Below are 12,186 nucleotides of genomic sequence, written 5' to 3'. Positions count from 1 at the left end.
ACACAGCATCCCCGTGACCCGCAGGGTGAACGGTAGGTCACGACCCGGATCGTGAGCACGGCTGGTGCGGCAGCCATGCTGCCGTACTCCATACTGTGCGACACGGGTATGATGGGCGGGCAAGGCAACCTATCCAGACTGGGAGCAGGATATGCTTTGGGTGTGAACGGTTCAGTGTGGGTCTGTAGTGCATGCTGTGTCATGTTACGGGCGAGCTGGCGGCTCGTGTTTCCAGGGGGACGCTGGCGCTTGCTTAATAAAAATTGACATAATAATTTTTTGGTGTGAATGCAGGAGACGACTGCCAGTAATCGATTCGCCCAGGTCACTCTCCCAACTGGCACGGGCGTGCTATTGAGTAGACGCTACCTTGTCCGGCAAGATTGAAAAGACGACAGAGAAGCGGGTTCCCCACCCGCTTCTTATTATGCAAACAGGTGATGATAGTACAGCAGGTCAGCGATATGTGATCAGCGCGGCGTGACGGTGTACGCATCGTAGTTAGATTGCATTAATGACCATTCTTTTTCGCTTCCAGTTCCAGACTAGTCAACGCTGTGCGGAGGTTGGTCAGGGCGGCCTGGGCCTGGGGGGAGAGGTTGGCTTGATCGGTGAAGGCCGTCAGCACTTGACGAGCAGCGATTGCCAGGCTATCAAGATAACCTAACAGACAACCGGCCTGGCGAGTATCGATACGGCTGTGACCGGATGCAGCACGCCAGTAATCGGCGGAAGCAAGGTAATGGGTTTCGCCGAGAACTTCGAGAGCAAGCGTGCAGCGATCAAGAGCGTGGATTGCCAGCACTTGCTGATTATTGAGCGTAATCTGACCAGGCGCAATCCGGGTTAACGTGATGTTTTGTTCGGCACGGCTGACTCCATCCTCACTCAGGTGTAAGGTTCGGACTGGCATCGTTTCTACTCCTTCGCTAATAAAGGACTATGACGGGCAATCACGCTCCGGGGTAATTCAAGCGGACACAAGACCAGCAGCACCTGGGCTGGCGTATGGCCGGGGTTATGCCAGCGGTGGGGGAGAGCGGCCTCGAACAGCAGGCTATCACCCGGATTGATGATGAATATCTGATCGGCAACGGTGTACTGAATCTGCCCATTTAAACCAAAGACAAATTCCTGTCCGGTATGGACAATTGCTTCAGGGCCACTACCGGTGCCGGGTTCGAGCGTGACCAGCAGCGGTTCGAGGGTGCGGTTGATCATGCCTGGGGCGAGATCGGCCAGGGCACCGTGCGGGAAGAGGTTGGCGATGGCCTGACCTGCCGGGGTGAAGACGATACGTTGCTGTGGCACATCGGGCGTAAAGAAGGCACTAACCGGAACCTGTAGAGCCACTGCAAGACGTTGCAAGGTGCTGACGCTCGGTGACGTGCGACCATTTTCAATCAGACTGAGGGTATTGACGGCAAGACCACTCGCCTCGGCGAGAGCGCGGATTGATAAGCGCCGTTGTTCACGCAGGGTCCGAATGCGTGTACCAACGTCTACATTGCCAATTTCACCAACGAGATGCGGACTACTCACTGGATCAACCATAGATGGCACCGGCTATCTTTCTAACTCGGCAGCTTGATCTGTTCATTATTATAAGACATTTTTCTAATTTTCACACAACAAAAAGGTTGTCTTTCAGTAACTCAACCAACGGCGAGAGTGGTGTTTTTGATACGCATGTGGCAGCGCTGTCTGAGACCAACCAAACCGTGAGGTGCTGGTGGCCCGCAGTGATCGTGCGTTGTTCGCCAAGCAAGATGGATGGCAGCGACAAGGCCGGTCAGATAAGGGTGGGATCGTACTGTCTAACGTTGTTGGGCCAGCATTGGAAACCATACCCGGTGCCGGTGACATCTGGCAGTAGCGCACCCTGGCGTAGCGTGGTTTGGTGGCGCAGGCGGGATGCGGGCAATATGCCAGTGGGTGTGACAGACAGCCTGTGATCAGACATTGTGCAACATGTACAAATCCCCCTGCATACCACGATGCAGGGGGGAAGCAATCAACAAAGACCTGGAGGGACCTAATCGGCTGCCGGGGTGCGCTGGCGTTGCCGCTCGTACTTTTCGCGAGCGCGGCGGGCCAGGGCGAGGGCGCGGCGTTCACCGTGCTTGGCAATCGAGTAAGAGGTGCGGCGAATACGATTGCCGTCACGCCAGGTCGCTTCGTAAACCTCGCGACCATCTTTGATCGTGCGCCGTACACCGACAATACCGGTGCTGGTGCGGGCAACACCGATGACCTGACGCTCGGTACGCGGCTTGCCTAGCTCGCGTTCGGTTGCGTTTCGCCACTCGATAGCCGCGGCGAGTGCGGCCAGCCTGTCACCGTACACCGAGTCGGAGAAGAACTTACTGCGGCGCTGCTTATTCCAGATGACGCGCACAAAATAGCCGAACGTGCGCTTGGCCGGGTGGTCAATGCGTGTAATCCCCTTGTGCTTTGTCGTCTTTGGGCGGAGACGGGCAGGCAACTTCTTCGTGTCAGCAACAACCGGTGTGGTCGGCGCCGATAGCAACTGACGAGCCTGATCTGGATCGAGATCGGGGAGCGGCTCATAGCGCAGGACGGACATCGGATCATTGTCAGGATGTGATTGAGGATGCCCATTAGCGGTTGTCGGCTCAGAAGCCGGCAGATTCACCGGTCGCACAGCGTGTCGACGAGGCATTGCTGATTGCTCCTTTTGAAACCTCAGATAGCCCTGTTCCTTGATGATTATATCGAAGGTTGAAACCTCTGATTTCTATATTACCATATTTTGCCCGCCAACTGCACAGAAATCCTGGGCAAAAAAGTACAAATTTGGCTGGATGGAGCGCCTAATTTACCGCGATATAATTTGTGATTTGTTGCACAAATTTTGAAAAAGCTGTGGGTTTTATCACAATTACGATAAGGAAAAGTTTCCTTTTCGACAGTTGGCGGGGGAAGGAGTTGGAGGGACTGTGCAATACTGTTCTGTTAGAAGTTCAGGGACGGACAGCACATGCAAGCGTATGCGGAAGATAGGGTTGTGGTAGGTGCGGAACGCCCTCATCTCTGTTCCCACTCCCGCAGTGCTGTGCGCTATGCATTACCCCATGTCATCCAGCAGCCGGTATGACGCTTCATAGCACAGTGTGCTGGACATGGCGCATCGTGAGTCACGCACACCATGTGGTTATGCAATCAATGGCCCCCTGCTGCGTTAGGCCGGGCTGCAAGCGCTCCCCGTGGCGCGGGTTTCCAGTAGCGTGGACTTCCAGCCCACGTCTAGTCATCGCCGCCACCCCGTCAAGTGCTGGCCGTGGCCGCTAGTGTGCAGGCGAGAACCTATTGCAAACAAACGTCTACGAGCAGGTAGCTCATTCATTCCTGACCGACTCGATGATCGTCACGAGCACATGTAGTATCTCCGTGACCAGGAGGGGTAATAGTGCGCCACGCGCCGGATCGTGAGCACGGCTGCTGCGGCAGCCATGCTGCCGCACTCCAAACACTGCGACACGCGCATGACGAGCGGGTACGGCGCCAATCCAACGAGTGATGGCCCTGGTGATGGTCGTCAGACCTCCTCGTTTCCATACAGACAGGCTGGGCACAGAATACACTGTCGTTGGTGATTGGCAAGCGTTCCTGTACCTGTGCTGTGATCGGGTAGCACGACAGAACAGCTTTTATGAAATAAGTTCTACTCAGGCATGCATATAATGTTTAGCGTATACTCTTCATTGTCTGATGGTAAGGATTTGTAACATGCTCCCAACCATCCTCCGTCTCATCATCATTCTCGTTCCAGGGTATGTAACGATTTGCGGAGTGATCTATATGTTTCAAGAACGTCTGATCTTTTTTCCTGATCGCGACCCGCCCGGTACACATTATGAGTTTGGTATTCCGGTTGAAGAGGTCTTGATTCCGGTTGAGGGGGCACAGCTCCATGCTTTGTGGTTTCGCCGGTCTCAGGCCAGAGGGGTGATCCTCTATTTTCACGGGAATGCCGGGAGTTTGCGTACCTGGGGAGAGGTGGCGCCGGAGCTGGTTCAGTATGGTTACGAGATGGTGATGGTTGATTATCGCGGGTATGGTCAGAGCACCGGTACGATTGGGAGTGAGGCGGAGTTGCACGCCGATGCTGCCGCTGTCTATGAATGGGTGCGGCAACGCTATCCTGAAGAGCAGATTGTGCTTTATGGCAGATCACTGGGGAGCGGGCTGGCCACGCGATTGGCAGCGACGTATCAACCGAAGCTGTTGATCCTTGAGAGTCCCTTCTACAGTATTGAAGCAATTGCCCGTCGGCAGTTTCCGTGGGTACCGTCCTTTTTGCTAAAGTATCCTCTGCGTTCTCACCAGTGGATCGGTCAGGTGCGTTGTCCGGTGGTAATTATTCACGGCACGAATGATTCGGTGGTGCCTTTCGCCGATGGTGAACGACTGGCGCACGAAGTGACAGCGCCGCTGGCCTTTTATCCGATTGTTGGTGGTGATCATAACAATTTGATGACATCTGCGATGTACCATCATGCGATTCGGGTAGCGTTGGATGAATTGTCATGAGTTTTCATGGGTTGATTTAGTAGCAAATTTCAGATATGTTCAATAAATCAGAGGGTTATTCGATGGTTTGTGAATAAAAATACAATTGAAATACTTGTAAGTTAAAGAAAAGTTGATAATTTCTTGGAATATTGGTCTTGACAAGATGGTTATAATGTAAGCGCGATATGAATACCGGGAAATATATATCTTCAATCATAACTTCTTTTCAACTTTAATCACCTTCATTCCTCTCGCTTCCTTCTCTTTTCCCGGTCTTGTCTCAATCGAGGAAGATGTTTGTTCTAACACGTTGGGCGTGCCACTGCCTCTGTTGATCTGGAATGATGGGTCACGTATCAGGGTACCGCTTGCGACCGCTGGCTTGTCGTGATAGGAAGGTCGGATCAATCCTCAGTGACAGGCCAGATGATGGTGGATGCCGTGAGTGGCGGGGTGACCGGTGCAGCAGGGGCCTGGTATTGAGTACGGTGGATGCGGAAGCCACGATCCCGCACTCCTGCGGTGGCTGACTATGGCGCACCGCTGGCTACATTGCCGGCCATGAAACGGATCGCAGGGCAATCTACGCCTGCTGGCCCGCAGTGTGTGCCCGCAGTGTGTGATCGAAGGCAGGAGCGGTAGTACTGCTGCACGCCACGGAGTTGCGCTGATGAGATGGGGTGGGCTGGTGAGTCTGGGTGGTGGAGAGGTCGGTCTGTTCAAGGAGCAATTATATGCCGGTTACGCTGTCTTATCCGGGTGTGTACATTGAAGAGGTGCCGAGTGGCGTGCGTACTATCACCGGTGTGGCGACATCGATTACCGCCTTCGTTGGGCGGGCGCGGCGCGGCCCGGTGAATGATCCAGTACGGATCCAGAATTTTGGTGATTATGAGCGCCTCTTTGGTGGTTTGTGGGAAGCCAGTACGATGAGCTATGCGGTGCAACACTTTTTTCTCAATGGGGGTACCGATGCGCTCATCGTGCGTCTGACCAACGGTGCGCAGCGGGCGCAGTTCAGCCTCGCACCGGTAAGTGGCACAGACAACCTGGTGTTGGAGGCGAGCAGTGAGGGTGCCTGGGGTAATGATTTGCGGATTGCGATTGATCACGATACCCGTCCTTTGAGCAGCGCCGAGGCTGATAAGGTCTTTAATCTGACCGTGGTTGAGGTTGTGCCGGGGAGCAGTCCGTTGCAGGCAGCGCGGCGGGAAACGTTCCGTAATGTCTCGATTGATCCGACGGCGCCGAGCTATGTGGGAACGGTGCTGGCTCAGGAGTCGCTGCTGTTACGGGTGCCCGATCCGTATGCCGGTACGTTCCCGACGGTGCGTCCGGCGGTTGCTGGTACAGCAGGTGATCTCAGTACCTTCACCGCGCCAACGACGAACGGTTCTGATGGCAATCCACTGACCAGTGCGCAATACGAGGGTAGTTTTGATGATAAGACCGGTGTGTATGCTCTGCGTAAGGCCGATCTATTCAATTTGCTCTGCATCCCGCCGTTTACCCGTGATACGGATGTGAGCGAGGCGGTCTGGACGAAGGCTCTGCAATTTTGCCGCTCGGAGCGAGCATTTCTGATCATCGATGCGCCATCTGGCTGGAAGAGTATTGCAGCAGCGGTAAGTGGGATTGGTACGTTCAGTACGGCAGTGGCGCGGGATGATCACGCGGCGATCTATTTTCCGCGAGTGCGGGTACCCGATCCGTTGCGCGAGAATCGCCTGGAGGAATTTGCTCCCTGTGGTGCGGTTGCCGGTGTTTTTGCCCGTACCGATGCGCAGCGTGGGGTGTGGAAGGCACCGGCTGGTCAGGACGCGGTCCTGTTCGGCGTGCGGGCGTTAGCCGTCAATCTTACCGATGGCGAGCAAGGGCAGCTCAATCCGTTGGGAGTGAATTGTCTGCGTTCATTTCCGGTCAGTGGCAATGTGGTTTGGGGAGCACGCACGTATCGGGGTGCCGATCAGTTGGCGTCGGAATGGAAGTACATTCCGGTGCGTCGGCTGGCGTTGTTTATCGAAGAGACGCTTTACCGTAGTCTGCAATGGGTGGTCTTCGAGCCGAATGATGAACCGTTGTGGTCACAAATTCGCCTGAACGTCGGTGCCTTTATGCAAACGCTCTTTCGCCAGGGTGCGTTTCAGGGTCGCTCCCCGCGTGAAGCGTATCTGGTGAAGTGTGACCGTGAGACAACGACCCAAACCGACATCAATATGGGCGTGGTCAATATCGTGGTCGGGTTTGCTCCACTCAAACCGGCTGAATTTGTCATTATCAAGATTCAGCAGTTGGCCGGTCAGATTGCAGCCTGATGGGAACTCTCTTCAGCTTGCCACTTCGGAGCGGGGGTGAGCGGTTGGATTTGCAGCGATAAGGGGATACTCTATGGCTCAGTTTAGCGTGAATGCGCAGCGCTTTGATCCCTACAAGAATTTTAAGTTCCGCATCAAGTGGGATGGTCGGTATGTGGCCGGCGTGAGTAAGGTTTCTGCCCTGAAGCGTACTACCGAGGTGGTTGAGCATCGCGAAGGCGGTGATGCCAGCAACGTGCGCAAGTCGCCGGGACGTACCAAGTACGAGCCGATCACACTTGAGCGCGGTGTCACCCACGACACCGAATTTGAGAAGTGGGCGAATAAGGTGTGGAATTACGGCTCCGGGCTGGGAGCAGAGGTTTCGCTGAAGGATTTTCGCAAAGACATCATCATCGAGGTCTACAACGAAGCCGGTCAGCTCGCGATTGCGTACAAACTCTACCGTTGTTGGGTGTCGGAGTATCAGGCGCTGCCCGAACTCGATGCGAATGCCAATGCCGTCGCTATTCAGAGCATCAAACTGGAAAACGAGGGTTGGGAGCGCGATTACGACATCGGCGAACCGGACGAACCGACCTTTACTGAGCCGCAGTAGCAATGATGACGGTTTCGGCTTCAACCGTACTGCATATCTGGGAGACGGGTATGGCGCAGCCGCCGGTTGTGCGGGCGCTGTCGCTGTTGACGCCGTTTTTCCAGGATCAGCCGCTGGCCGGGCTGCCGGTCGGTGCTCGCGATGCGCTGTTGTTGATGGTGCGAGAGTGGCTCTTTGGCACCCAGATGCCCTGTGTGGTGCGGTGTCAGCAATGCGCGGCACGGCTTGAGTTTACGCTGGTGACAACCGATCTGCGGGCGCTGTCCCCAACCACAACCGTGCATCAGGTCGATCACGCAGGGGAGACAATCACCTTTCGTTTGCCGACGAGTGACGATCTGCTGGCCTTCCCGACGGGTGCGGCAACGCCACGGCTGATCATCGAACGCTGTCTGCTTGAGGCACCGGCCGTGTTGTCGGGTGATGCCCTGACCGCCGTAGCTACGGCGATGGCGGAGGCCGATCCGTTGCTCGATTTCCGCATTGCGCTGACCTGTCCGGAGTGCGGTCATGCGTGGTCGGCGCCGTTTGATGTGACGGCGTTTGTCTGGCAAGAGATCGATGCCTGGTCACGCCGACTATTGCACGATGTGCATACGCTGGCCCGCGCTTACGGTTGGGGCGAACGCGACATTCTGGCTCTCAGTCCCTGGCGAGGGCTTTTTATCTGCGGTTGGTGAACGATGAACGATCCATTGGCTAATCTGTTGGCCCGCAGCTTTGGCAGTGAACTGACGGATAGTGTTCAACCACGTCTGCCATCGCGATTTGAGGTACCTGTAGCGCCAGATCACGCCTATGAGGCTGTACTATCCGCTCAGCCGACAGGGGTGCCGGACTCAGCATTGCCGCCTATGCCGCCGGAGGTGCCGGCAATCTCCCCACCCATCACGTCGTCCGCTCCAGGCGCGACTGCACCGGCTACCTCGCCAGTGCATGGTGATGAGACATTATCGCCGCCGAAGCATCTGCTGGCATTGCCGACGATTGACGGTGTACCGGCGGCGTGGGGACAATCGCCAACCGGTGTCACACCGCAGATGAATGTTCCATCACAGGGACAGACAGAATCGGCTCCACGAACCGATCCGGCGATAACGGACAATCATCCTCTGCATCCTGCACGAGCGGCCTGGCTACCGGTTGACGTAGCTGGAGCGTCGGCTCATCACGTCGCGCCGGACGAACCGGTCTCAGCAGTCGGGCAGTCGGACACGCTACGACCGCAAGCAGAGGCGCGACCTGAGCGATTGGAACCGGTGATGCCGCGCATTCCGGCTGTGTTGGCGGAAACCGGGCCATCGCCGGCACCGCGTCCTCCGCGCATCTCGATCACCATCGGGCGGATTGAGGTACGGGCAGTGCCACCGGTGACAATCCCACCGGCGCAACCACGGTCGCGTCTACCGCGACCGTCGCTCACGCTTGATGAGTATCTCCGGCGACGTGATGGAGGAAAGCGATGAGTAACGCGCTGGCAATCGCTGCGGTAACCGCCGTGCTGCGCGATCTGTTGCAAGATGGTCTGATCGACCACGACATCACCGGTACGCTTGGTGATGTCACGGTGAGCGTACTGTCGCCAGCGCAGGCATTGGCCTCGTTCACGCCGGGCAGTGGTCAGATCAATCTCTTTCTCTACCGGACAACGCTCAACGCCGGCTGGCGGAATTATGGTCTTCCTTCCCGATCTGCCGGTGGCGATCTGGTAAGCGATCCGCCATTAGCGCTCGATCTGCACTATCTGCTCACCGTGTATACCGATCAGGATTACCTGGCCGAGCTATTGCTTGGCTATGCGATGCAACTCCTGCACGAAACACCTGTCCTGGCCCGTGATGCCATTCGGACTGCGCTGGCCCCACCGGCACCGGTCAGTGGGGTGGGCTTGCCGGGGACGACGCGGGCCAGCCTGGTAGCTGCCGATCTGGCCGACCAGATTGAGCAAGTCAAAATCACGCCGCAACCGTTGACGCTTGAAGAGATTTCGCAGATTTGGTCGAGTCTGCAATCACCGTACCGGCCCAGTGTGGCCTATCAGGCATCAGTGGTCTTGATCGAGAGTCGGCGACCCACCCGTCAGGCATTGCCGGTGCGACAGCGCAACTTCTACGTGTTGCCATTCCGGCAACCACGGATTACGCAGATCGGTTCACAGCGCAACAGTACCGAACCGATTAGCGTGCAGCAGCCGATCCTTCCCGGTTATCGACTGGTGGTGCGTGGCCAGCAATTGCGCGGCGATGACGTTGTCTTGCGGCTTGGCGAGACTGAAGTGGTGCCCGACCAGATGACCGACACGCAGCTTATCGCGCCGTTGCCGCCCACGCTCCGTGCCGGCATCCAGGCAGTGCAGGTTGTGCATCGGTTACAGATTGGAACGCCCCCCACCCCGCACCGTGGCATTGAGTCAAATGTGGCGGCGTTTGTCTTACACCCAATTGTCACAGCTACAGCCGGCCCACGGGATGGTGATGGGAATGTCACTTTTACTATCACCCTGATGCCGCCGGTAGGCAAACAACAACGAGTCGTACTGTTGCTTGACGAAACGCCACCGCCGGTCAACCGATTACCGTTGTCGTTTGCGTTCGCGTTACCGGCACGGCAGGCGGCCCCGCCGCCTAACGATAGCGATGACGTTTTGACCTTTACGACGGCCAGTGTGCCGGCGGGAACCTATCTGGTACGGGTGCAGGTTGATGGAGCTGAAAGCCAGCTTGAGATGAGTGGTGGCGTCTTTAGTGGGCCAACGGTGACAGTGCTATGACGACCGGAACAACAGTTGATTGGTTGGCAGCGAATCACCGGTACCTGATGGCGGCGCTGGCGGTGCTTCGTTGTCGTGTAGCCGGCGCCAGCGCTGATCAATCTCTCGCCCATGCCTTGCAGGCATTAGAGACAGCGCGGGCTAACATGCCGGTATTATCGGCGCTGGACCGACTTCAGATCATCTTTGGTCTATCTGACTTTGAGACTGGCTTGATCTTGCTTTGCGCCGGTATCGAACTTGATAGCAAGCTGGCGGCGAGCTGTGCCGCAGTGCAGGGCGATCCGCATCGCTTCCGGCCAACGGTTGGGTTGGCGTTATCGCTGTTGCCGGGTGCGCATTGGAGCGCGTTCACGCCAACGGCACCGTTGCGACATTGGCGGTTGATCGAGATGGCTGAGGGTGAACCGCTGGTGACGACCCCGCTCCGCATCGATGAGCGGGTATTGTTCTATCTGTTGGGAGTGGCAACCCTGGATCGCCGCCTGCAACCATTGCTGCGTCTGCTGCGACCTTCTACCCCGCTGCCGCAGGCGCATGCCGATCTGGTCAAGCGGATTGTTGCGCTGTGGGAACGCGAAGCTGAACCTTCGCCGGTGCAGATGTGTGGTGCCGATCCGACGCAACGGCAGGCGATTGCGGTTGCGGTTGGCGAGCATGTGGGGCGCATCGTGTATCTGCTGCGGGCCGAGGATGTACCACCGGACATGATCGAACAGGAGACGCTGGCCCGGATTTGGGAGCGAGAAGCGGCGTTGAGCGGTGGGTTGCTCTTGATCAGTGTGGGGGATGCCGAACCGACACGGGCGTTGGCGCACTGGCTGGAACGGGTACAGGGGATGGTCATCCTATCCAGTGCCGATCCGTTGTCGATGAGCGAACGATTGGTTGTGCGCTTTGAGGTGCCGCAGCCAGATCGGCGCGAGCAGCAGGCGCTCTGGCAACAGATACTGAACGAGCACGGACGGAATCTGAACGGCCATCTGGATCGGTTATTACAACAGTTTACGCTCGGCGCACACGCGATTCGGGCCGTCACCATGACGACCACAGGTGATGGTGAAGCCGATTGGTGGGAAGCCTGTCGGCTTCAGGTGCGCCCCCGCCTTGATGGTCTGGCGCAGCGAATCGAGACCAGGGTCGGTTGGGATGATCTGGTGCTGCCGGAAGAACATCTGATGACACTCCGCCAGATGGTGGCTCAGGTACGGCAACGGGTGCGCGTGTACGAAGAGTGGGGCTTTGGTTTGCGCGACAAGCGGGGGCTTGGTATCAGCGCTCTCTTCGCCGGGCCGAGCGGTACCGGTAAGACGCTGGCGGCTGAGGTACTGGCGAACGAATTGCGTCTCGATCTCTATCGGATTGATCTGAGTGCGGTGGTCAGCAAGTATATCGGCGAAACCGAGAAGAATCTGCGGCGCATTTTCGATGCTGCGGAGGGGGGCAGCGCGATCCTCCTCTTCGACGAGGCCGATGCCCTCTTCGGGCGGCGCAGCGAGGTCAAAGACAGCCACGACCGCTACGCCAACCTGGAAGTGAGCTATCTCTTGCAGCGGATGGAGGCGTACCAGGGGTTAGCCATTCTCACCACCAATATGAAGCAGGCGATTGATACCGCTTTTCTGCGACGAATTCGCTTTATCGTCAATTTTCCGTTCCCCGATGCAGCTCAGCGCCAGCGTATCTGGCAGCGCGTCTTTCCTCCACACACACCCCTCGCCGGGCTGGATTGGGGCAAGCTGGCCCAGTTGAATCTTGCCGGGGGAAACATTCGCAGCATCGCGCTCAACGCCGCGTTTCTGGCTGCCGAGGCCGGTGAACCGGTGCAGATGGCGCATATTTTGAGCGCTGCACGTAGTGAATACGCCAGACTCGAAAAGCCGCTGACGGAGACAGAGTTGCGCGGGTTTTCGACCATTGATCGCACCCGTTCAGTTCAGAGTCGCCGGTAGCCGGCTCGTCCGGGA

General features: G+C 57.1%; 10 protein-coding genes. 7 read left to right on the top strand and 3 right to left on the bottom strand.

Annotation, left to right across the window (positions count from 1 at the left end; translation table 11 throughout):
* Positions 1-511 precede the first annotated feature (511 nt).
* The 3 genes from VAE57_RS00145 to VAE57_RS00135 all read right to left on the bottom strand — a co-directional run bounded on the left by VAE57_RS00145 (position 512) and on the right by VAE57_RS00135 (position 2,683).
* A complete protein-coding gene (locus tag VAE57_RS00145) occupies positions 512-913 on the bottom strand; it encodes a hypothetical protein (RefSeq protein ID WP_322819892.1) in 402 nt (133 codons plus the stop codon).
* Positions 914-918: 5 nt separating this feature from the next.
* Positions 919-1,554: a cupin domain-containing protein gene (locus VAE57_RS00140; RefSeq protein WP_322819891.1), complete on the bottom strand. Its 636-nt coding sequence runs from the start codon at positions 1,552-1,554 to the stop codon at positions 919-921.
* Positions 1,555-2,035: 481 nt separating this feature from the next.
* On the bottom strand, positions 2,036-2,683 hold the full coding sequence (locus VAE57_RS00135; protein ID WP_322819890.1) for an AP2/ERF family transcription factor: 648 nt from the start codon (positions 2,681-2,683) through the stop codon (positions 2,036-2,038).
* Positions 2,684-3,750: 1,067 nt separating this feature from the next.
* Here VAE57_RS00135 and VAE57_RS00130 point away from each other — a divergent pair.
* From VAE57_RS00130 to VAE57_RS00100, 7 genes are all read left to right on the top strand, one after another.
* On the top strand, positions 3,751-4,554 hold the full coding sequence (locus VAE57_RS00130; protein WP_322819889.1) for an alpha/beta hydrolase: 804 nt from the start codon (positions 3,751-3,753) through the stop codon (positions 4,552-4,554).
* A gap of 716 nt (positions 4,555-5,270) precedes the next feature.
* Positions 5,271-6,851: a phage tail sheath family protein gene (locus VAE57_RS00125; RefSeq protein ID WP_322819888.1), complete on the top strand. Its 1,581-nt coding sequence runs from the start codon at positions 5,271-5,273 to the stop codon at positions 6,849-6,851.
* Between the two features lie 73 nt (positions 6,852-6,924).
* Positions 6,925-7,449 carry a phage tail protein gene (locus VAE57_RS00120; RefSeq protein ID WP_322819887.1) on the top strand — a complete coding sequence of 175 codons (525 nt, stop codon included), beginning with the start codon at positions 6,925-6,927 and terminating at the stop codon, positions 7,447-7,449.
* A 50-nt stretch (positions 7,450-7,499) separates the two neighbouring features.
* On the top strand, positions 7,500-8,129 hold the full coding sequence (locus VAE57_RS00115; protein ID WP_322819886.1) for a hypothetical protein: 630 nt from the start codon (positions 7,500-7,502) through the stop codon (positions 8,127-8,129).
* A gap of 3 nt (positions 8,130-8,132) precedes the next feature.
* Positions 8,133-8,915: a hypothetical protein gene (locus VAE57_RS00110; RefSeq protein WP_322819885.1), complete on the top strand. Its 783-nt coding sequence runs from the start codon at positions 8,133-8,135 to the stop codon at positions 8,913-8,915.
* Positions 8,912-10,219, top strand: a complete 1,308-nt coding sequence (locus VAE57_RS00105) for a DUF4255 domain-containing protein (RefSeq protein WP_322819884.1) — start codon at positions 8,912-8,914, stop codon at positions 10,217-10,219. The genes VAE57_RS00110 and VAE57_RS00105 overlap by 4 nt, the downstream gene beginning before the upstream one ends.
* Positions 10,216-12,171 (top strand): ATP-binding protein, encoded by a 1,956-nt coding sequence (locus VAE57_RS00100; RefSeq protein ID WP_322819883.1) that lies wholly within the window; start codon positions 10,216-10,218, stop codon positions 12,169-12,171. The genes VAE57_RS00105 and VAE57_RS00100 overlap by 4 nt, the downstream gene beginning before the upstream one ends.
* Positions 12,172-12,186 lie beyond the last annotated feature (15 nt).

Origin of the sequence: Chloroflexus sp. (assembly GCF_034434295.1) — a bacterium.
In the GTDB taxonomy this organism is placed as follows: domain Bacteria; phylum Chloroflexota; class Chloroflexia; order Chloroflexales; family Chloroflexaceae; genus Chloroflexus.
The sequence above is the reverse complement of the archived record's forward strand: the minus strand, read 5'-3'. Positions and strand labels throughout refer to the sequence as shown.

What these genes read in the sequence shown, in the direction of transcription:
- VAE57_RS00145 (WP_322819892.1), bottom strand. Translation starts at nt 913, where the DNA reads ATGCCAGTCCGAACCTTACACCTGAGTGAGGATGGAGTCAGCCGTGCC.
- VAE57_RS00140 (WP_322819891.1), bottom strand. Translation starts at nt 1,554, where the DNA reads ATGGTTGATCCAGTGAGTAGTCCGCATCTCGTTGGTGAAATTGGCAAT.
- VAE57_RS00135 (WP_322819890.1), bottom strand. Translation starts at nt 2,683, where the DNA reads ATGCCTCGTCGACACGCTGTGCGACCGGTGAATCTGCCGGCTTCTGAG.
- VAE57_RS00130 (WP_322819889.1), top strand. Translation starts at nt 3,751, where the DNA reads ATGCTCCCAACCATCCTCCGTCTCATCATCATTCTCGTTCCAGGGTAT.
- VAE57_RS00125 (WP_322819888.1), top strand. Translation starts at nt 5,271, where the DNA reads ATGCCGGTTACGCTGTCTTATCCGGGTGTGTACATTGAAGAGGTGCCG.
- VAE57_RS00120 (WP_322819887.1), top strand. Translation starts at nt 6,925, where the DNA reads ATGGCTCAGTTTAGCGTGAATGCGCAGCGCTTTGATCCCTACAAGAAT.
- VAE57_RS00115 (WP_322819886.1), top strand. Translation starts at nt 7,500, where the DNA reads ATGGCGCAGCCGCCGGTTGTGCGGGCGCTGTCGCTGTTGACGCCGTTT.
- VAE57_RS00110 (WP_322819885.1), top strand. Translation starts at nt 8,133, where the DNA reads ATGAACGATCCATTGGCTAATCTGTTGGCCCGCAGCTTTGGCAGTGAA.
- VAE57_RS00105 (WP_322819884.1), top strand. Translation starts at nt 8,912, where the DNA reads ATGAGTAACGCGCTGGCAATCGCTGCGGTAACCGCCGTGCTGCGCGAT.
- VAE57_RS00100 (WP_322819883.1), top strand. Translation starts at nt 10,216, where the DNA reads ATGACGACCGGAACAACAGTTGATTGGTTGGCAGCGAATCACCGGTAC.